The sequence below is a fragment of the Roseateles sp. GW821-FHT09G03 genome (genome assembly GCF_059416045.1).
In genome coordinates, this window is the sequence record NZ_JBWKOK010000003.1 from 617,892 (window position 1) to 638,595 (window position 20,704).

16 protein-coding genes are annotated in these 20,704 nt (G+C 69.1%); 5 read left to right on the plus strand and 11 right to left on the minus strand.

The window, feature by feature from the left end; translation table 11 throughout:
- Nucleotides 1-39: 39 nt before the first annotated feature.
- The 4 genes from AC07OZ_RS14980 to AC07OZ_RS14995 form a co-directional block, all read right to left on the minus strand.
- Nucleotides 40-1,974: a methyl-accepting chemotaxis protein gene (locus tag AC07OZ_RS14980; protein ID WP_495467885.1), complete on the minus strand. Its 1,935-nt coding sequence runs from the start codon at nt 1,972-1,974 to the stop codon at nt 40-42.
- Between the two features lie 310 nt (nt 1,975-2,284).
- Complete coding sequence (locus AC07OZ_RS14985; protein ID WP_495467886.1) at nt 2,285-3,286, minus strand: Bug family tripartite tricarboxylate transporter substrate binding protein; 1,002 nt, start codon at nt 3,284-3,286, stop codon at nt 2,285-2,287.
- 74 nt (nt 3,287-3,360) lie between these two features.
- Nucleotides 3,361-3,894 carry a hypothetical protein gene (locus tag AC07OZ_RS14990; protein WP_495467887.1) on the minus strand — a complete coding sequence of 178 codons (534 nt, stop codon included), beginning with the start codon at nt 3,892-3,894 and terminating at the stop codon, nt 3,361-3,363.
- 423 nt (nt 3,895-4,317) lie between these two features.
- Nucleotides 4,318-6,354: a M13 family metallopeptidase gene (locus tag AC07OZ_RS14995; protein WP_495467888.1), complete on the minus strand. Its 2,037-nt coding sequence runs from the start codon at nt 6,352-6,354 to the stop codon at nt 4,318-4,320.
- A gap of 414 nt (nt 6,355-6,768) precedes the next feature.
- Here AC07OZ_RS14995 and AC07OZ_RS15000 point away from each other — a divergent pair, with 414 nt between their 5' ends.
- From AC07OZ_RS15000 to ubiE, 3 genes are all read left to right on the plus strand, one after another.
- On the plus strand, nt 6,769-8,577 hold the full coding sequence (locus AC07OZ_RS15000) for a S8 family peptidase (RefSeq protein ID WP_495467889.1): 1,809 nt from the start codon (nt 6,769-6,771) through the stop codon (nt 8,575-8,577).
- Between the two features lie 199 nt (nt 8,578-8,776).
- Nucleotides 8,777-9,208 carry a gamma-butyrobetaine hydroxylase family protein gene (locus AC07OZ_RS15005; protein WP_495467890.1) on the plus strand — a complete coding sequence of 144 codons (432 nt, stop codon included), beginning with the start codon at nt 8,777-8,779 and terminating at the stop codon, nt 9,206-9,208.
- 58 nt (nt 9,209-9,266) lie between these two features.
- Nucleotides 9,267-9,998 carry a bifunctional demethylmenaquinone methyltransferase/2-methoxy-6-polyprenyl-1,4-benzoquinol methylase UbiE gene (gene ubiE, locus AC07OZ_RS15010; RefSeq protein ID WP_495467891.1) on the plus strand — a complete coding sequence of 244 codons (732 nt, stop codon included), beginning with the start codon at nt 9,267-9,269 and terminating at the stop codon, nt 9,996-9,998.
- 90 nt (nt 9,999-10,088) lie between these two features.
- Here the strand turns inward: ubiE and AC07OZ_RS15015 are convergent, their stop codons facing one another.
- Together AC07OZ_RS15015 and AC07OZ_RS15020 are read right to left on the minus strand one after the other, a co-directional pair.
- Nucleotides 10,089-10,337, minus strand: a complete 249-nt coding sequence (locus AC07OZ_RS15015; RefSeq protein WP_495467892.1) for a hypothetical protein — start codon at nt 10,335-10,337, stop codon at nt 10,089-10,091.
- A 59-nt stretch (nt 10,338-10,396) separates the two neighbouring features.
- Nucleotides 10,397-11,461 (minus strand): flavodoxin family protein, encoded by a 1,065-nt coding sequence (locus AC07OZ_RS15020; protein WP_495467893.1) that lies wholly within the window; start codon nt 11,459-11,461, stop codon nt 10,397-10,399.
- Between the two features lie 392 nt (nt 11,462-11,853).
- Between AC07OZ_RS15020 and AC07OZ_RS15025 the strand changes: the two genes are divergently transcribed.
- Both AC07OZ_RS15025 and AC07OZ_RS15030 read left to right on the plus strand, forming a co-directional pair.
- Entirely contained in the window at nt 11,854-12,588 is a 735-nt protein-coding gene (locus AC07OZ_RS15025) for a PEP-CTERM sorting domain-containing protein (RefSeq protein ID WP_495467894.1), read from the plus strand.
- A 22-nt stretch (nt 12,589-12,610) separates the two neighbouring features.
- Nucleotides 12,611-15,079, plus strand: a complete 2,469-nt coding sequence (locus tag AC07OZ_RS15030) for a CehA/McbA family metallohydrolase (protein ID WP_495467895.1) — start codon at nt 12,611-12,613, stop codon at nt 15,077-15,079.
- A gap of 153 nt (nt 15,080-15,232) precedes the next feature.
- On the opposite strand, the gene AC07OZ_RS15035 is transcribed toward AC07OZ_RS15030, so the two are convergent.
- The 5 genes from AC07OZ_RS15035 to AC07OZ_RS15055 form a co-directional block, all read right to left on the minus strand.
- Nucleotides 15,233-16,738, minus strand: coding sequence for a TolC family protein (locus AC07OZ_RS15035; protein ID WP_495467896.1), 1,506 nt, complete (start codon nt 16,736-16,738; stop codon nt 15,233-15,235).
- Nucleotides 16,735-17,619 (minus strand): efflux RND transporter periplasmic adaptor subunit, encoded by an 885-nt coding sequence (locus AC07OZ_RS15040; protein WP_495467897.1) that lies wholly within the window; start codon nt 17,617-17,619, stop codon nt 16,735-16,737. Before AC07OZ_RS15040 ends, AC07OZ_RS15035 begins: the two co-directional genes overlap by 4 nt.
- Nucleotides 17,620-17,711: 92 nt before the next feature.
- Complete coding sequence (locus AC07OZ_RS15045; protein WP_495467898.1) at nt 17,712-17,930, minus strand: DUF1656 domain-containing protein; 219 nt, start codon at nt 17,928-17,930, stop codon at nt 17,712-17,714.
- Nucleotides 17,927-20,164 carry an FUSC family protein gene (locus tag AC07OZ_RS15050; RefSeq protein ID WP_495467899.1) on the minus strand — a complete coding sequence of 746 codons (2,238 nt, stop codon included), beginning with the start codon at nt 20,162-20,164 and terminating at the stop codon, nt 17,927-17,929. Before AC07OZ_RS15050 ends, AC07OZ_RS15045 begins: the two co-directional genes overlap by 4 nt.
- A gap of 26 nt (nt 20,165-20,190) precedes the next feature.
- The gene (locus AC07OZ_RS15055) at nt 20,191-20,697 is read right to left on the minus strand and encodes a MarR family winged helix-turn-helix transcriptional regulator (RefSeq protein ID WP_495467900.1); all 507 of its coding nucleotides are present in this window, start codon (nt 20,695-20,697) and stop codon (nt 20,191-20,193) included.
- Nucleotides 20,698-20,704 lie beyond the last annotated feature (7 nt).

Consider the following 20,704-nt stretch of genomic DNA (forward strand, 5'->3'; position numbering starts at 1 on the left):
CTTTTGGGCGCGCTGTTCGCGCCCGTCGAGTCCGTTGCGTCAGACCCGGAACTGCCCGACCTGCTCCACCAGCCGATGCGCCTGCTCCCGCAGGCTTTCCGCGGCGGCGGTGCTTTCCTCGACCAGCGCGGCGTTCTGCTGCGTGCCTTGATCCAGCTGGGCGACCGCGCCGTTGATGCGCGTCACGCCCTGCGACTGTTCCCGCGAGGCGGTGGAGATCTCTCCGATGATGTCGGTGACGCGCTTGACGCTGGTGACGATGTCGCGCATCGCTTCGCCGGTATCGCTGACGAGCTTGGCGCCGGACTCGACGCGCTCGCCGCTGGCCGTGATCAGGCCCTTGATCTGCTTGGCCGCTTCCGCGCTGCGCTGGGCCAGGTGGCGTACCTCGGAGGCGACGACCGCGAAGCCGCGGCCTTGCTCGCCGGCACGCGCCGCCTCGACGGCTGCATTCAGCGCCAGGATGTTGGTCTGGAACGCGATGGAATCGATCGTGCCGATGATGTCGCCGATCTGGCGGCTGGCCGCGGAGATCGCGTCCATCGTGGTGACGACCTGGGCGACGACGTTGCCGCCGCGCTGCGCGGCGCGGTCGGACTCGCCGACCAGCTGATGGGCCTGTGCGGCCGACGCGGCGGTCTGGCTCATCGAGCTGGCGAGTTCTTCCAGCGCCGAGGCGGTCTCCTGGAGATGGCTGGCCGACTGCTCGGTGCGCGCCGACAGATCGCGGCTGCCGGCGGCGACTTCCGCCGAGGCGGTGCCGATGGAATCGCTGGCCTGGCGCACCTCGTTGATGGTGCGCGAGAGCTGCAACCGCATGCGTTCGACGCCGGCAGCCAAGGCGCCGAGGTCATCCTGCTGACGCACGACCACCGGCCGGGTCAGGTCGCCGGCCGCGACCGCGGCGACGGCTTCGTTCAGGTCCGCCAGCGGCTGGCCGACCCAGCGCCCCAGCATCCAGGTCACACCCAGCCCCAGCAGCACGACGGTCGCGAGCATCAGGCCCCACAGCACCCACAGCGTGGTGTTGTGCGCCGCCAGCGCCTGGGCACGCGAGGCCTCGGCGACGACCCACCATCCGGTGGCCTGCGACTTGCGCGCCACCGCGAACGCGTCCTTGTAGTTCTCGCCGTAGACGGCCTGGACCTTCTCCAGCACGCCGTCCTGATCTTCGGTGAGCGTCTTGACGTACTGCTCGGCCTGGTCGGCCGGCATCACTTCCGACAGCTTCTTGCCCTGCGAGCGCGGATGCGCGCGCAGCAGCGCGTCGGCCGGCGTCTTGCCCGGATCGAGCAGGTACAGCCCGCCGGTCTCGTAGAGCTTGACCGCGTCGGCCATCTTCACGAGTTCCTGCTGCAGTCCGCGCATGTCGAAGCCGATGAACAGGATGCCGACGACCTTGCCGCCCGCGTCCTTGATCGCCGAGTAGCGCGTCATGTAAGGCACCTTGAACAGCGTCGCCGGACCCACATAGGTGTCGCCCGTCGACAGCTTGCCGAAGGCGGCGCCGGCGCGGTCCAGCGTCGTGCCGACAGCGCGCGAGCCGTCTTCCTTCTTGAGCGAGGTGGTGATGCGGATGAAGTCGTCCGTGCCCTTGCGCGCGAAGATCGTCGCCACGCCGCCGGTGCGGCGGGTGAAGCGGTCGACCGCGTCGAAGTTGCCGTTGAGCTTCTGGCCGTTGAAGGCCAGTTCCCCGTCGCCGTCCAGCGTGAAGGCGCCGCCTTCGAAGTCGCCGGCCAGCACGTCGTACAGCCGGTTGGCCGATTCCCGCGCCGTGCGGTCCAGGGCGTCCGCGACGCGCGCCACCGACGCGGCCTCCGCCGACATGTAGTCCAGCGTGCGCTGCTGCGCCTGATTGGTGAGCACCCAGGACAGGGCCCCGCAGATGAGGACCAGCAGGACCGCGATCGCGGCACTGGACCAGATGGAAACGCGACGGGCCACCGTCGCGCGCACGGCGTTGTTGTTGTTCATGACCGGACGGCTCCGCGATGAGGCGGAACGGAAGTGGTGGGGAGGCCTCCTAGCGCGTCGTTTTCGTTCTGTCTTTGCGCCGGGTCAAACTTTATTGCGTATGACAGCGTGTCGGCTCGTTTCGCTTACCGCCCTTCAAGGGATAACCCGGAGCTATTTCACGCTCACCGGAAGTAATCGCCGGGAGGTCCCTTCAGAGGAGGACAGCGCTATCAGTGCTCGGTCCGGCGACCGACCGGGCGGTCGGGAGTTGCGTCATGTCCAGGGGAATATGGCGAACAAGTCCCTCGAGAGAGACCCCGCGACAGAATCATTCGGCCGAGATGCCGCGGCTGCGGATGAGGGCATGCCATTTCTGCGTCTCGGCCTGGATGAAGCGCGTCAGCGAAGCGGCGTCGCCCGGCGCGACTTCGAGGCCGAAATCCTCCAGCTTCGCTTTCAGGTCCGGCTGCGTGAGCGCCTTCCCCAGCTCGGCGCCGAGGCGGGAGACGATGGCCTCGGGCGTGCCCTTCGGGACGAAGAGTCCCTGCCAGGCGCTGACGTCGACGCCGGCCACGCCGGTCTCGTCGAAGCTGGGCACGTCGGGCAGCGCGGCGATGCGTCTGGGCGCAAGCACCGCCAGCGCCTTGAGCTTGCCGGCGCGCAGATGAGGCAGGGCGGCGGCGGTGTCCAGCACCCCCATGGGCACGACGCCCGCGATCAGGTCCTGCGTCGAGAACGCCGTGCCGCGATACGGCACATGGACGATGTAGCTGTTGGTGCGGTCCTTCAGCAGTTCCATCGCCAGATGGTGCGGGCTGCCGACGCCGGGCGAGGCGTAGCTGTACTTGCCGGGCCTGGCCTTGATGGTCTCGAGCCATTGCTTCGCGGAACTGAAGCCGGCGTTGGGATTGACCACCAGCAGCAGCGGGAAACGGGCCATGAAGCCGACCGGCGCGAAGTCCGCCGGCGAGTAGGGCAGCTTCTTGTAGAGCGCGCTGTTGAAGACCATCGCGCCGTTGTCGCCGGTGAGGATCGTGTAGCCGTCAGGCGGCGACTTGGCGGCGTTGTCGGTGCCGATGATGCCCGCCGCGCCGGGCTTGTTGTCGATGATCAGCGTCTGCCCGAGCGCCTTGCCGAGCACCGGCGCCAACTGGCGCGCGAGGAAATCGGAGCCGCCGCCCGCCGGATACGCGACCACCCAGCGGATCGGCTTGGACGGCCAGGTGTCCGCGCGCGCCGCGGCGGGCCAGCCGAGCGCGCCGGCCGTGGCGCCCAGGGCGCCGGTGATCAGCAGGGAACGGCGTGCGGCATCGGTGGGACGGACGGGCATGGATGGGGTCTCCGGGTTGTCGTGCCGGCCATCGTAGCCAGCCGCCTGCGGAGCTCCCTCCCGGAACAACCCGATCAGCGTCCGTCGGCCATCGCCGCGCTGGCCGCGCCGACCGCCGAGCCGGCTGCCGGCGGCGCCATCTCGAGCAGCGCGATGCGGCCGTTCATGTCGTCGCGCGAGTCCTCATTGCGGAACGACACCTGCATCACGTAGAGCGTGTCGCGCGCCGCGCCCTGGCATTGGAGCGCGCGCACCGCCCGGCGCAGCGGGGTGCGATAGGCGAGGGGACCGCGGTCCTGTACCTCGGTGATGACATTGCCGTTCAGGCGGAAGCTGACCGTGGAGAGTCCTTCCTTGCCCTCGATGAACTGTACCCGGCTCAGGCGATCGCCGAGCGCCTTGTCGACGCCGGGGCAGGTGGCCCGCACGTCGGTGCGCGGGATCTCGCCGGGGCGGCGGCCGGAGATCTCGACGCGCTGCAGGTCGTCCGGCGCGGCGTGCGCGGTGCCGACGCCCAGGACGGCGAAGAGCGCGCCCGCGGCGAGGCCGGCAGCGGCGCGGAAGAGATTCGTGCGGACGAGGCGGGTGGTGCGGGTGGTGGCGTGCATGTCGTGCTCCTGAGGGCTGAGGAACCGTCGCGGCCCGCATCAAGGTGGCGGAACGATCGGTCTTTTTTCAGCGTAGGCAGCGCGAGCTCATCGACCAAGCGGATCGCGACCAAGCGTCGAAGCCGAGGGCCGGAGCGCCCGAATTCAGCGACGAAACGCAGGTCGCGGCGATGAGTTGAGAATCGACTTTCCCCAGTATCCATCGGGTCAAAAGTCATGCATGACTCGCGTTGGTGCGTCTCATGACGACACCGTGACAAGACCTGACCCCCGGCATGAGAGGACCGGCCCATGACTTCCGCGCGACCGTCCCGAAAGGCATGGGTCCCGAATGGCACGGGGCCTGCCGCGCCTCACGGCGGGCAGGCCCCGGAGGCCGCGACAAGGCCCGCGTCAGGGCCTCGCCGCGGCAGGTTCAGCGCGTCACCAGACCTTGATCGGATCCGCCGCCACCATCGCGTCGCCGCCCTTGCAGCTGAAGGCCTTGGCGAACTCCGGCATGTTGGACATCGGCGCCAGCACGCGGAACTTGCCCGGCGAATGCGGGTCGGTGCGCAGCTGGTTCAGCAGCGCTGCTTCACGCGACTTGTTCCTCCAGACCATGGCGTTGGAGAGGAAGAAGCGCTGCTCGGGCGTGAAGCCGTCGATCTTGTCGGTCTTCCCGGTGCGGCGCAGCGCGTTCTGCAGCGCGTCGAAGGCGATGGGCATGCCGGCCATGTCGGAGATGTTCTCGCCCAGCGTCAGTCGACCGTTGATGTGCGTGCCCTTGACCGGCTCGTAGCTCTCGTAGAGCGCGACCACGCGGTCGGCGCGCGCCTTGTAGTTCTCGGCGTCGGAGGCGGTCCACCAGTCGTTGAGGCTGCCGATGCTGTCGAACTGCCGGCCACGGTCGTCGAAGTGATGGACGATCTCGTGCCCGATCACCATGCCGATGCCGCCGTAGTTGACGGCGTCGTCGGCCTTCGCGTCGAAGAAGGGCGGCTGCAGGATGCCGGCCGGGAAGGTGATCTCGTTGAGACCGCCCGCCTGCGCGTTCACGATGTAGGGCGACATGGTCCAGCGCGTACGGTCGCTCGGGCGATCCAGATCCTTGATCTGCTCGCCGTGGAACCAGGCCGCGGCGCGCAGCTGGTTGCCGGCGAAGTCCTTCGGATCCAGCGTCATGCCCTCGTACTTCGGCCAGGTCTCGGGTGCGCCGATCTTGGGCTGCATCGCCTCGAGCTTCTCCAGCGCCTTGACCTTGGTCTCGGGATTCATCCACGCCAGGTTCTGGATGCGTGTCTTCATCGCGGCCTTGACGTCGCCGATCAGCAGCGTCGCGCGGCGCTGCGCTTCCGGCGAGAAGGCCTTGGACACGAACAGCTCGCCCAGCGCCAGTCCCAGCGGGCTGCCGCCGGTGCGGCCGCCGATCAGCTGGATGACTTCCTCGTTGCGCGGCATCGGCTGCTCCAGCCCGGTGATGGCCACGCCGCGGTAGTCGAAGTCCGCCTCGGCGTACGCCTTCGGCAGGCGGGCGGCGCTGTTCTCCAGCACCCGCACCCGGAGGTAGGTCTGCCAGGTGGCGAGCGGGACCTTCTCGGCCATCTGCGCCACGCGCGTCAGGAAGTCGGGCTGCGCGACGATCAGCCGCTCGACACCGCCGGCGCGCGTGTCGCTGCGCGTCAGCGCCTTCAGATAACCGTCCCAGGCCAGCCCCGGCGCCTTGCCATTGAGCTCGGGCGTGGTCATCGGGTTGTAGACCTTGAGGGGATCGCGCAGCTGCGCGCGCGGCGTCGTCGCATCGGCCAACTGGGATTCGAAGGCCATCAAGGCGTCGATCGCCGCCGGCGTGGCGTCGAACCCCGCCGACGACAGCAGTCGCTGCGCATACAGCCGGTAGGCCGCGCGCAGCTTCTTGGCGATGTCGGTGTCCTTGAAGTAGTCGTCGCGGTCCGGCAGGCCCAGGCCCGACTGGCCCAGCGTGAGTACGTTCACGCGGGTGTTCTTGACGTCGGCGCGCACGGACGCGCCCACCGGCGCCGCGATGCCGACGCGGCCCAACTGCGCCAGCGCGAAGGGCAGGTCCTCCGCCGACTTCATCGATGCGACGCGGTCCAGCAGCGGCTTGACCGGCTTGAGGCCCTGCGCCTCGATGGCCGCCCGGTCCATGCCGCTGGCGTAGTAGGCGGCGACCTGCTTCAGGCCCGGCGACTTCTGCAGCGCCGGCTTGGCCAGCAGTTCCGCCAACGCGTCGCCCAGCAGCCGGTCGTTGGCCACGCGCAGCGCGTCGAAGCTGCCGATGCGGGTGCGGTCGGCCGGCAGTTCCGTGCGGGCGACCCACGGGCCGTTCACGTACTCATAGAAGTCAGCACAAGGCTGGACGTCGGGCGAGAAGCTCGCGACGTCCAGCGCGCGGGCCGGAACCACGGACAGGGCCAGGGTGGAAGCTGCCGCGGCGGCAATCAGGCGTAGTGGAAACATGGTTATTTGTCACCGATGTGTGGTGAAAACGACAAGGCGCACAGGCTAATCGAGCCCCTCCGACCCCGCCATCCGAGGCGTCCCGCGCATGGCTTCCGGCACCCCGGGCACGCCGTTCGCGCGGGCTCGCAAACTCCGCGCAAACCTTACGAATCAGCGCGTTAGCCGTAAGAAAGGGGCGATTGGCGGATCAAAGTCTGCGTTTTGACACAAAAAGGTTATAGGGGTATTCCTTCCTGTTAACCCTTTCAGGTGGGTCGTTTGTCGCCCGACTGTCTTCCTACACTGCGTCGCACGCCAATCGAGTTGGGTCGGATGGCGTGCCCCACCAGAGGTGTCAACGCGCCAGGGTGTCGGGGCTTTGCTGGCGCCGGTGAACCCGGCGTCGATCGAGGAACTCTGGAGATGACAAGCATGTTGCGATTGAACAAGCTCAGCCTCGCGCTGGCTGTGGGTCTCGTCACGATGGGCGCTGCCCAGGCTGGCGTGTCGTCGGTGGACATCGACAAGGCCCCGCGGCAACTGAGCGAACAGACCGATCGTCTGATCGTGAAATACAAGGACGGCAGCACCGTCGTGCAAGGGCGCCTGGGCGCCGCCATCCAGGCGCAATCGGTGGCGAGCGACGCCATCGGCGCCCGTACCGAGCGCCTGCAGCAGCTGGCCGCCCCGCTGGGCACCCGCCTGTCGCTGGTGCGCCAGATGGGCACCGGCGCCCACGTGTTCAAGCTGGACCGCCGGCTGAACCTGCAGGACCTGCGCGAGCTGGGCGACCGGATCAAGGCCCAGGACGCCAACGTCGAGTACGTCGAGCCCGACCGCAAGATGCACGCGCTGATGGTGCCCAACGACAGCAGCTACGGCCAGCAGTGGGACCTGTCCGAGACCGCCGGCGGCATCCGCGCGCCGCAGGCCTGGGACCAGGCGACCGGCACGGGCGTGGTGGTGGCGGTGATCGACACCGGCTACCGTCCGCATGCGGACCTGTCGGGCCAGATCGTCGCGGGCTACGACATGATCGTGGACACCACGGTGTCCGTGGACGGCAACGGCCGTGACAGCGACCCGAGCGATCCTGGCGATTTCAACGCCGCCAACGAATGCCAGGCCGGCGACCCGGCCTCCACCTCGAGCTGGCACGGCACGCACGTGGCCGGCACGATCGCGGCCAAGACCAACAACAGCCTGGGCGTGGCGGGCATCGCCTTCAACGCCAAGGTCCAGCCGATCCGCGTGCTGGGCAAGTGCGGCGGCTACACCTCCGACATCGCCGACGGCATGACCTGGGCGTCGGGCGGCTCCGTGTCGGGTCTGCCGGCCAACACGACGCCGGCCAAGGTGCTGAACCTGTCGCTGGGCGGCGGCGGCGCGTGCGACACCACGACACAGACGGCGATCAACGGCGCCCGCTCGCGCGGCGCCAGCATCATCGTCGCGGCGGGCAACGAGAACCAGAACGCCTCCAACTCCAGCCCGGCGAACTGCTCGGGCGTGGTGGTGGTCGCGGCGACGGACCGCAACGGCTCGCGGGCCTACTACTCGAACTACGGTTCGATCGTGACCCTGGCGGCGCCGGGGGGCGACGTGCGCTCCAGCGCCAGCAACGGCATCCTGTCGACCTTGAACGCCGGCACCAGCACGCCGGGCGCCGACAGCTACGCGTATTACCAGGGCACGTCGATGGCCACGCCGCACGTGGCGGGCGTCGCCGCGCTGCTGTACAGCGCCAAGCCGACGGCCACGCCGGACGAGATCACGGCCGCGCTCAAGAGCAGCGCCCGGGCCTTCCCCGGCACCTGCAGCCAGTGCGGCTCGGGCATCCTGGACGCCAACGCCGCGATCACCGCGATCAAGGGCGGCGGCGGTGGCGGCGGCACGATCCCGGAGGTCGAGCCGAACAACAGCCGCACCGCGCCGCAGACGATCAGCGCGCCGGTCAAGGTGACGGGCAGCCTGTCGACGTCCGACACCAACGACTACTTCAAGGTCACGCTGCCCGCGGGCAAGACGCTGAGCGCGAGCCTGACCCCGGCCGCCGGCAAGGACTTCGACCTGTACCTGCAGAACAGCAGCGGCACGCAGCTCAGGGCCAGCGAGAACGGCGCCGGCGCCGTCGACAGCTTCACGTACACGAACAGCGGATCGTCCGCAGTCGTCGTGTACGTGCGGGCGCTCTATTACTCGGGCACCAGCGGTACGTACACGCTGAACCTGAGCTGGTAATGCGCTCGCCAGGACTTGCCACTCTCCTCGTTTGGTAAGCCGGGTGCCTCGGGCCCGAACGGGGCTCCCGTTGAATCCCGCCAGTGAAAGCTGGCGGGATTTTTTTGTCTGTCCTGGCGAAAGCCGCGCCGGCGTCGCCCGCCGGAGCGGCCCGCTACACTGCCACCCTCAATTTCCCACGCGTTCCCCGCGCGGTTTCATGGCCGGTCTCGCCCCCAATTCGCCGCTCCCCACCGACATCGTCGTGCACCAGCAGTCCAGGGTGCTGGAGCTCGCCTTCACGGATGGCGCGCGTTTCCGCATCCCGTTCGAGCTGATGCGCGTGCGCAGCCCGTCGGCGGAAGTGCAGGGACACGGTCCCGGCCAGGAGACGCTGCAGACCGGCAAGCGCGACGTGACCATCGTGGCGGTCGAGCAGGTCGGCCACTACGCGTTGAAGCCGACCTTCTCCGACGGTCACGAGAGCGGCCTGTTCACCTGGGCCTATCTGTACGAGCTGGGCAGGGACCAGGACGCGCTGATGCGCGATTACGAAGAGAAGCTGGCCGCTGCGGGCCTGGACCGCGACGCGCCGATGGCGAAGGGCGCAGGCGGCCACTCGCATGGCGGCGGCAGCTGCAGCAGCCATTGACCGCTCGCGCCCGCATGGCCGTCGCCACCGACGCTCCCCCATTCAGCAGGACCCCCTCATGAGCTCCACCCATTTCGGCTTCGAATCCGTCGACGAAACCGCCAAGGCCAAGCGCGTGCGCGGCGTGTTCGACTCGGTCGCCGCGCGCTACGACATCATGAACGACCTGATGTCGATGGGGATGCACCGCGCCTGGAAGCAGTACACGCTGGCGGTGGCCAACCTGAAACCGGGCGACCGCGTGCTGGACATCGCCGGCGGCACCGGCGACATGGCGCGCCTGTTCGCGAAGAAGGTCGGCGAGCGCGGCATGGTCGTGCACACCGACATCAACGAGGCCATGCTGCGCACCGGCCGAGAGCGTCTGATCGACGAGGGCATGGTCCTGCCGACCAACCTCTGCGACGCTGAGGCGCTGCCTTACAAGGACGGCTCGTTCGACCTCGTGTGCGTGGCCTTCGGCCTGCGCAACATGACGCACAAGGACCAGGCGCTGGCCGAGATGAACCGCGTGCTGCGCCCGGGCGGCCGGCTGCTGGTGCTGGAGTTCTCGCAGGTCGCGGAGCCGCTGCGCAAGCCCTACGACTGGTACTCCTTCAAGATCCTGCCGCGCATCGGCTCGCTGATCGCCGGCGACGCGGACAGCTACCGCTACCTGGCGGAGTCGATCCGCATGCACCCGCCGCAGGCCGAGCTCAAGGCCATGATGAAGACGGCGGGCTTCGGCCACGTGGACGTGCACAACCTGACCGGCGGCGTCGTCGCGCTGCACGCCGGCATCAAGTGCTGAGCGACGGCAACACCTGACCCGCACGCGCGAAGAAACAGGGCCCCGAGAGGGGCCCTGGCTCATTGGGGCGCGGACATCAGCGGGACGGCGTCAGCAAGGCGCCTTCCACTCCCGGAGTTCGGTCGCGAGGATCGGATGGCCGTCCTGTTCGGCGCGGCGGGCGAGTTCGTCGACGTTCCCGTCGGTGACGAACTCATGGCCGACGCCCTTCACGAGCTGGCCGTAGACGCTGTCGAGGTCGTCGGCGTCGATGTCGGTATCGGAGGTCGGGAACGGCGGCGTGTCGGCCGGCAGTTCGGGGCGGAACTGATGCGTCGAACGGGAAGGGGAGTGGGCCATCGGAGTGCTCCTTGAATCGATGAGTCGAGGGGAGGTCGTACGGAATGGCGAGGCCGTCGTCACTTCGGGCGGACGGCCTTGCGATTGGAACGGGGCAGCTTTCCCTCCCGCAACTGCTTGACCGCGTCGCCGACAAGGTCGGCCACGAGGCGGACCTCGTTCTGCAGGGCCTCGTCGCGGTCCAGCGCCTCATGGCTGTTGAAGTAGGGCTCGAAGTAGCCGATGTAGCGATCGAGCCGGGAGAGGTTGCCGGCGTCGACCAGACCCATCCAGTCCAGCCAGTCGCCGAGGTTGCGGCGTTGCGCCTCGACGCCGGCCACGTCGCCATGGACCACCAGGCCGTAGGCGCGACCCTCGAGGTGTTTGGGATAGTCCCAGCCGTTCTCCTCGATGGTCTTGGCCTCCTCGACCTTCTTGCCGTGGGTCGAGGTCGGATCGGGATTGCCGCCGTCGGCACAGACGAGACGATCGATCATCAGCTTCAAGGCGCTGGGCGACTGGTACCAGTAGGTCGGTGTCAGCAGGATCACGCCATGCGCAGAGACCCAGCGCTCGTAGATCTCGTTCATCCAGTCGCTGGACTGGTCGAGCGCGTGATTCGGATAGCAGCTGCAGGGCCAGTGGCAGAGCGGCATCGCGGTCGACACGCAGCCCTTGCAGGGGTGGATCTGCCGGCCGTATTCCGAGGTGATCAAGCTCAGATCGAGCACGTCGACGATCACGTCGTGGCGGGTGAGCTGTTCCTTGGCGATCTGGGTCATGCGCCAGGTCTTGGACATCTCTCCCGGACAGGTGCCGTCGTTGCGGTCGCTGCCGCAGACGAGCAGCACCCGCGAACGGGTCGCGGGATCGCTCCAGCGCTGCTGGGCCGTCTTGAGGCGCTGATGGGCGTCCAGCCACTCGACCGAAGTCTCGTACGACGGGTCCTTGAAGCCGTTGCCCGCAGGGCGGGTGATGGGCGACTTGCGGCCTTCCTTCATCGCATCGAAGGCAATGGTCTCCAGACGAGCGATGGCCTCGTGCTCGGCGCGATAGGCCGGGTCCTGGAAGCGGCGCATGAAGCGCTCGTGGAACTGCTCGCGGGTCAGCTCCGCGGGCTGCTGGCCCTTGCGGATCACGGTCATCGGCGGCCTCTCGGGTGGCGGTGGGGACAGTATTCGGCGGGGCCACGGCAGAGGGCCGTCGGACGGAGGAGGGTTTCGTTGGTGGTCTGGTCCTACGGCTCGTTATCCCGGCCACAACACGGAGATCCAGCCCGGTGCGGGACGCACCGACAGCGCTTCTTCCGCCCGAACCTGCACCCCCATCGTGCGGCCTTCCCCCTCAAACGCGGGGTGCGGCATTCCCGCCTTCGGGGTTCCCCGCAACCTGCTTGTCACGAAGCGACCCTACGCTCCGCCCGTTCCTTTTCGTGCGTGAAGTCAAGCGCACAACATCACACATTTGCTGACAAAGTTTTGCCGTAAACGTTTGCGCAAACTTTTGGTTCAACGATTTGACAGTCCGAGGGGTCGCCATGAAATTCAAATCCATCCTGCTCGCCGCAGGTCTCCTGCTGACCGGTCTGGCACACGCCGACACGGTGGCGCTGTGGGGCTTCAACGAAGTCGGCCGCAACGCCCAGAACCAGCCGGTCTATTCGACCAAGCCCACCTACACGGACCACGGCGGGGCGTTCCTGGACACGCTCGGCGTGTCCACGACCTTCGTCAGCCAGTCCGGCTCGTCGGACACCACCGGCGGCAGCATGGCGCTCAATACCGCCGGCTACGCGAGCCAGGGCACCGGCGACCGCACGACCGGCGTGCAGTTCTCGATCGACACCACCGGCTTCCAGGACATCGTCCTGACCTTCGACCAGCGCAACAGCGCCACCGCGTCCGCCTGGACCGCGCTGCTGTACACCCTCGACGGCGAGAACTGGATCGAGGCCACCACCTTCCGCATGCTGCGCGACAGCGTCTTCGTGAAGGGCCTGGGCTTCGACTTCAGCGACATCACCGGCGTCGACAACAACGCCAACTTCGCCGTGCAACTGGTGAGCATGTTCGCGCCTGGCACGCAGGCCTACGCCGGCACCGGCGGCAACTACGGCACCGCCGGCACCATCCGCTACGACATGGTGCAGTTCGCCGGCTCGCTGATCCCCGAGGTCGAAGTGCCGGAAGTGCCCGAGCCCGCTTCGATCGCGCTGACCCTGGTCGCGCTGGGCGCGATGGGCGTGAGCATCCGCCGCCGCAAGCAAGCCTGAACAACGCCGAGGAGCACACCCCATGAACTTCCGCACCCTGTTCCCCATTTCCGGACGCGCCGTGCTGCGCGTCACCACGCTGAGCGCGATGGCCGTCGTGTTGACCGCCTGTGGCGGCGGCCTCAACGGCGAGAAGTCGCAGACGCAGCAGCAGGCGGCCACGCCCGATGACCGCGCGACCGCGCTGACCGCCGATCCCTCGGCGAAGTACCCCGATCACCATGAGTTCGACGCCGCGCTCGACGTGCCGTTCACCGGCGCCGAAGCCACCGGCGCGCGCGAGTTCGCGGTCCACCTCGACTACGTCGGCGCCCCCGCCGGCACGCTGCTGGCCTACCGCGTCGAGCTGCGCTCGCCCGCCGGTGCTGTCGTCAAGCGCTGGAGCGGCGTCGAGAAGTACGCCGGCGACGTCAAGACCGTCGCGCTGAACTGGGCCGGCCGCGGTGACGCGAGCCTGCCGGACGGCCTCTACACCGCGACGCTGACCGCGCTCAGCGCCAAGGCCGACGCCGAACTGAAGAGCAGCGGCGGCGACGCGCAGTTCGCCGAGATCCTCGCCGCCCAGCAGGCCGGCGCGGACGGCCACGCGGTCGAGCAGAGCTGGAGCTTCGCCCTCGGCAAGCCGGCCAAGATCGCGATGGGCACGCTGCGTCCGCTGGCCGCGGGTGCCTCGGGCGAGGCCGACCAGCGCGTGCGCGCGCAGTCGGCGGCGGTCGGCGCGGGCTCCTGGCCCTACACGATCTACTACGGCAGCTTCCACGGCCAGACCAACGACTCCGACGGCGGCGGCGCCATCGGCAGCTGCAGCTCGTCGCAGCCGGCGCAGACCGGCGCCTTCGGTCCCGACGCGGCCTTCCCGTATGCCAAGGGCGCGGGCCTGGACATCTTCGCCAACACCGACCACAACCACTACTTCGACGGTTCGTCGAGCACCAACACCAGCGGCAGCGCCACCGCGGCCAAGGCGCGCTACCAGCGCGGCCTGCAGATCGCGACCGACTACACCGCGGCCAACCCCGGCTTCCTGGCCGTGTACGGCATGGAGTGGGGCGTGATCAACAACGGCGGCCACCTGAACATCTTCAACAGCAACGAGCTGTTCTCGTGGGAATACAACGCGCAGAACGAACTGTTCGGCGACCGCTACATCGCCAAGAACGACTACGCGTCGCTGTACTCGGTGATGCGCGCGCAGGGCCTGATCGGTCAGTTCAACCATCCGGACTCGAGCGGCCAGTTCATCATCAACGGCACCGACATGGCCTACAGCGCCGACGGTGACGAGGTGATGGTGATGTCCGAGGTGATGAACACCTCCGCGTTCTCGTCCAACACGACGGAAAGCGAGACCTCGCGCAGCTCCTACGAGGGCTCGTGGAAGAAGCTGCTGGAGCGCGGTTTCCACGTGGCGCCGGCGACCAACCAGGACAACCACTGCGCCAACTGGGGCAAGTCCTACACGAACCGCACCGCGGTGCTGATCCCCACGGGCACGGCGCTGAGCAAGGCTTCGCTGGTCGACGCGCTGAAGGCGCGCCGCGTCTTCGCGACGCTGGACAAGAACTCGCAGCTGATCTTCAGCGCCAACGGCAAGATCATGGGCGAGCGCTTCGACAACGCCGGCGCGCTGGCGCTGAACGTCGGGTTCTTCAACCCGAACGGCCGCACTGTCGTGCAGACGGAGATCTGGGAAGGCGTGCCCGGCCGCAACGGCACGGTCACCCTGCTGAGCAGCAACCCGACCGCGACGATCACGCCGGCCAACGGCAAGCACTTCTACTACGCCAAGGTCACGCAGGACGACGGCAAGGTGCTGTGGTCCGCGCCGATCTGGGTTAACCAGGGTGTGAGCGGCGGCGACACGACGCCGCCCTCGGTGACCGCCGCAGTGAACGGCACGACCGGCACGATCTCGTTCTCCGCCACCGCCAGCGACAACGTCGGCGTGACGCAGGTCGAGTTCTGGCTGGACGGCGCGCTGCGCGACATCGACACGACCGCGCCGTACTCGATCGACGTCAACTCGACGCAGCTGACCAACGGCACGCACAGCCTCGTGGCCAAGGCCTACGACGCGGCCGGTAACACGACGACCTCGGCGCCGGTGAGCTTCACCGTCAACAACGTGGTCGATGCGGCGGACGAAGTCGAGCCCAACAACACGATCGCCGCCGCGAACGCCGTCGGCAGCCGCAACCAGCTGACCGGCTTCATCGGCAGCGCCAGCGACATTGACTTCTTCAAGGTCACGCTCGCCGCCAACCAGCGCGTTCGCGTGGACATGACCGGCCCGACCTCGTCGAGCATCGACTACGACCTGTATGTGGTGAAGTCCACCGGCACGGGCCTGGCGCGCTCGGAAGCGGTCGGCAGCACGGAGTCGCTGACCTACCAGAACGGCGCGACCGCGCAGACGGTCTACATCAAGGTGATGTCGTACACGGGAGCTAGCACGACCTCGCCCTACAAGCTGACGATCAGCTATCCCTGATGCAGGAACACGGCCGCTGAGGGGCGGCCGAGGAGGAGGGGCGAACGCTCCCGCTCTGGCTTCCTCTCCCGCTTGTGGGAGGGGGCAGGAGTGAGGGCCAGCAGCCGTAGAAGCAAGAGAAAGGCGGTCCCGCGAGGGGCCGCTTTTTTTGCGTCAGTGCGCGGCGTGCGTCGCCGCTTGCGGTCGTTCCCCGCTCGATTCCCAACCCCCGCCCAGCGCAAGGAACAACTGGACCTGCTCGTCGATCAGCGTGGCCTCGGAAGCGGCGAGTGCGGCATCGCTGGCAGCGAGCGCGCGCTCGGCGTCGAGCGCGTCGAGATAGGCGACCTTGCCGCCCTGGTACAGCCGCCGCGCCTGTCCGGCGACGATCGCGGCTTCATCACGTGAGGCCTGCAGCGCCGCGCGGCGATCCAGCTCGCGGGCGTACTGGTTCAGGGCGGTCTCGGTCTCGCGCAGCGCGTTCAGCACCGTGCCGTCGAAGCGGGCCGCGGCCTGCCGCGTGCCGGCTTCGGCCTGCGCGATCCGCGCGTCGGCGACGCCGTTGTTGGGCAGCGTCCACGAGATCAGCGGACCGAGGCTCCAGCTCAGCGTGTCGCTCTTGCCGAAGCCCGCGAGCGTGCCCGTCGAGCCGGCCGACAGTCCCAGGCTGATCTTCGGATAACGGTCCGCGATCGCAACCCCGATGCGCGCCGTCGCCGCGTGCAGTTCGCGCTCGGCTTGCCGGATATCGGGACGGCGGCGCAGCAGCGCGGCGCCGTCGCCGACCGGGATCGTGCCCGCCACCTGCGGTGCGATACGGCAGTCGGCCAGCTCGCGCGGGAAGTCCTCCGGCAACTCGCCGGTCAGCGTCGCGAGGCGGTACAGCGCCGATTGCCGCTGCGCCAGCAACGGCGGGAGCGCCGCCCGCAGTTGCTGGAGCTGGCTGCGGGCGCGCGCCGCGTCGATCTCGCCGACGCGGCCGGCGTGTTGAAGTCGCTCGGTGACGTCGATCGCCTCGCGCTGCAGGTCGACCGAATGCTGCGCGGACGTGAGGCGCTGGCCCGTCGCGCAGGCCTCCGCATAGGCGCGCGCCGTGCCCGCCGCCACGTTCACCTTGACGAGGTCGAGCGCGGCTGAGGCGGCCTCGGTGCTCGCGTGCGAAGACTCGATCGCGCGGCGGATCTGACCGAACAGGTCGAGCTGGTACGACAGGCCCACACCGGCGCTGTAGCGGTAGGTGTCGGGCGGCACGTAGTCCTTTTTCAGCATCGACAGACCCGACGGGTGCCCGTAGCTCGGGCCGCCATTGACGCTGACGGTCGGCTTCTCGCCGCCGGCGACTTCGGATTCGAGGGCCTGGACGCGTTCGAGGTTCGCGACCGCCTGGCGCAGGTCGGTGTTGCGCGCGAGGGCCTGCTCCACCAGTCCGTCCAGCTTCGGATCGTTGAAAAGGCGCCACCAGTGCGGCGGCAGTGGCGTGGCATCGAAGGGCGCCGTCGTCCGATCGGCTTGCGCCGTTTCTGCGGCGCGCTGCTGCTCGAGCAACGGCGCCGACGCGCGCGGCTTCAGCACGGCGGCCTCGGCCGGCACCTTGTAGTCGGGGCCTTTCGGCGCTGTCGAGCAGGCGGCGAGCGCCGCTGCCGCGAGGAGCGCCAGGACGGGTCTGATCGCGCGGCTCATGATTTCACTCCGGCAAGGACCTGCACGGTCACCGTCTGCCCCGCGACGAGCCGCTCGCCCGCCGGCAGCGGATCGAGCTTCACCCGCACCGGCACGCGCTGCGGCAGCCGCACCCAGTTGAAGGTTGGGTTGACGCTGGGCAGCAGGTTGGCGCTGGTGCTGCGGTCGCGGTCGGCGATGCCGGCGGACAGGCTCTCGACGCGACCCGTCAGCGCGCGGCTCGCGCCCATCGGCTTGACCTCGACGGCGTCGCCGACGTGGATGCGGGGCAGCTTGGTTTCCTCGAAATAGCCTTCGACGTAGAGCGAGCCTGCGTCGACCAGTGCGAGCACCGCATGACCCGCCGTCGCGTAGGCGCCCTGGCGCAGGTCGAAGTTCGTGATCGTGCCGGCGGACGGTGCGCGGATCTCGGCACGCGTCAGGTTGAGCCGGGCGCTGTCGACGGCGACCTCGGCCTGCGCGACGGCGGCGCGCGCCTGATCGGCGCGGCTGCGTGTCTGCTCGCTCGCCTCCTGCGAGACCAGCGAGCCGAGTCCCTTGTTGCGATCGGCCTCGCGCAGCGCCTGCGCCAGCGCGACCTTCTGCGCCGCCAGCTGCGCCTGCGATTGCCGCAACGCGAGCTCGTAGCGCGCGCGGTCGACCTCGAACAGCAGCGCGCCGGCGGCGACCTGCTGGTTGTCCTGCACCGGCACGGCGGTGACCAGGCCAGAGACGTCCGGCGCGATCTGGACGACGTTGGCGCGCACGCGGCCGTCGCGTGTCCAGGGCTGGAGCTCATAACGGTCCCAGAGCTTGCCGGCCGCCCACAGGGCGCCGCCGACCACCGCGAGGGTCACGGCCGTCGAGATCACGCGGCGAAGGGGGAATGAGGAGGTGTTCATGTCGTCGGGGCCGGACATCCGGAGTGAGGCATTCGTTGATTCGGACAGGCGGGGCGGTCGCTGGTGCACAGCGGGAGTGATGACGGTCGCCGTCACCCCGGCCCATGAAGCATGTGCAGCGACGCGACGCTCAGGCCCCACAGCAGCAGCACGTAGACCGCGAGGTCGAACAGGGCCGGGTGCCAGATCCATCGATACGCGCCGGCCCACGCGAGCAGGCGCCGCACGGCGGACAGCGCCAGCAGCGCGAGCGCCGCGAGCGGCATCAGCCAGGGCAGGTAGAGCCCGAAGAAATCCACTGCGCCGGTCATGCCGGGTTCTCCTTGTTCAGATCGATCGGGTCGCTCGTATCGATCCCGTCCGATGGAGCGATCCCTTCAGAAAGCTCGATCTCATCAGACCGATCCGGTGCCTCGACGGGCAGGCGCGGTACCGGCGCCTGAGGAAACAGGGTGCGGCGCAGGCCCATCAGCGCGCTGGCGGCGGGGATCGCCTCGGGAGGCAGTGGCCGCGACGTGGGGTAGACCTCGATGAGGCGCGCGAGCGCCGTGTCCAGTCCTTCCAGCAACTGGTCGGGCGGGGAGGCGATCGCGTCGGGGTTGCCAGCGATGCGCGCGCGCTGCCAGTCCCCGATCGCCATCAGCAAAGGCTGCAGCGGCAGCGTGGCCTCGCCGGGCAGCCGGCCGCGCGCGCCTTGGAGTGCGACGAGGTCGGCACCCACGCGCAGGTCATGCAACGCGTCGTCGGTCGGGACGCCTGCGATCGAGCCACCCGCCTGCGCGATGCGCGGCGCCAGCAGCGAGATGCGGTCCAGCATGCGCAGCAGGTAGGCCTGCGCGCGGCTCGCGGAACGCGGCAGGCGGGCGAGGTCGTCGAGCTCACGCCAAGTCGCGCGCTGGATGCGGCGGGCGCTCCAGTCCGCGCCGACCGAGCGCATCAGCCGTGTCACGCGCGAGGCCACGAAGACGCCGGCCAGCTGGGCCAGCGTCCCGTTCACGAAGCTCGTCAGGTCGGCCTGCGCCGAGTCGTGCATCACCAGCGTGCCCATGACGCCGAACAGGAAGGGGAGCGCGGCCCCGACGGTCGATGGACGTCCGAGAAAGGCGCCGACCACCAGGAATACCGGCGCGCACAGCACCGCCAGGGTCCACATGTCCTGGACCAGCGGCAGCACGACGAGCACGAAGAACGCGCCGACCGGGATCGACCAGAGGGTCCAGGTGAGGAAGCCGTTGATGGCCGGCACCGGGTCGTCCATCGAGGCGTAGAAGCAGCAGAAGATCGCGGCCATCAGCGCGGCCCCCGACCCCGACGACCAGCCGGTGAGGATCCAGAAGGCGCAGCAGACGAGGGTCGCGATGAGCGCCGCCGCGCCAGACCACAGCGCCATGCCCAGGTCCACGTGCAGCTTGGGGCCGCTCGGTGCGGGCGACGTCCGCGTGGGCACCATGCTGCCCGCGAGGCCGCGATCGATGTCGGCCCTCAGCTGCAGGCCGTGCAGCCAGCCGTCGAGCAACTGGGACAGCCGCTCGGCGAGCGCAAGACGGAGCAGCCGGGCCCAGGGATCGTCGGCCAGGCTTTCGCGCGTCGCATCGCCCGTCAAGTCGGCGAGTTGCGCGCGCAGCGCCGGCAGTTGCGCCTGCGCATCGTCGGCGGGCAACGCCAACCAAGGACCGAGGCGGTCGAGCAAGGCCCGCACGTCCTCCGGCACGCCGCCATGCGCCTCCAGCGCCTGCAGGCGGTCCTCGATGCTGCCCAGCAGTGGCGTCAACGCGGCGACGCGGTCCTGCATTGCATGCACGGCCTCCGCCGTCCAGCGCAGGTGGCCGGTGTCGAAGGGGATGTGCGTGGACAGCAGCCGGAGTTGCGTGATGTCGCTGGCGACACGGCGGCGGTCCGCCTTGCCGTCACGACGCGAGACGATGTCCGTGAGCCAGTTCCGCGTGTCGCCCAGCGTGCGGTCCAGCAGTCCCAGGACCGATGTGGCCAGGCTGGTGGGCCAGACCAGGCTGTGGACCAGTGTGGCGGAGAGCACGCCCAGGCCGATCTCCTCGACACGCGCGACGGCGGTGTCGAACATCGACGTCGGTGCGTCCACCGACGGGAATCCGATCAACGCCGCCGTGTATCCCGCCAGCATGAACGCGTAGGCGCGCGGTGTGCGGTCGTGCAGCGACAAGGTCAGGCAGCCCGCGACCCACAGTCCCAGCGCCAGGCTCAGCAGCTCCGGCGCATGGGCGAATCGCGGCACCAGCAGCACCGCTGCCGTGCCCCCGACCAGCGTGCCGCAGAAGCGGAAGACGGCCTTGGACCGCACGGCGCCCGCCATGGGGTTGGCGACGATGTAGGCCGTCATCATGGCCCAGAAGGGATGAGGCTGGCCGGCCCAGCTGGCCAGGCACACCGCCAGCATCGCGGCGGCGAAGGACTTGACCGAGAAGATCCATTCGGCGCGCGTGAAACGCGGCTGCAGCACGACCGGGAGCTTCGGCAGGCGCAGCGACGGCACACGCAGCGAAGGGAAGGAGAGGGCGGGGAACTTCATGCCACGGACCTGCTTCGATGGCGGCGTCACTTGCGCCGCGGCGGCACGATCGCCTTCGGCGCGCCGACGCGCTCGGACAGCGTGGCGAAGACGCGCAGCGCGGCTTCGATGTCGGCGTCCGCGATGCCCTCGTAGAGCGCGTTGCGCAGGTCGCGCAGCGTGTCCTCGATCTGCTCGCAGGCGTCCGCGCCCGGCGCGGTCAGGTGCAGCGTCTTGGCCCGGCGGTCACCGGGATCCTCATGGCGCTCGATGAAGCCGCCGGTGATCAGCTGGTCCAGCGAACGCGTCAGCGACGGCCCCTCGATGCCCAGCAGCGTCGCGAGCTCGCCTTGCCGCAAGCCGTCGCCGCTGCGGCCGATCATCACCAGCGGCCAGGCGAGCGCCTGCGACAAGCCTACATGCGCCATGGCGAGGTTGGCTCGCGCGCGGTACGCGCGCTCCAAGACGGGCAGCGTCATGCCGATCGACATCAGCGCCGTTTCGCGGGCGGTGCGTGTCAGGGCGCGGGGCGGCTTGGGGTTCGAGGACGTCATGCCGGCG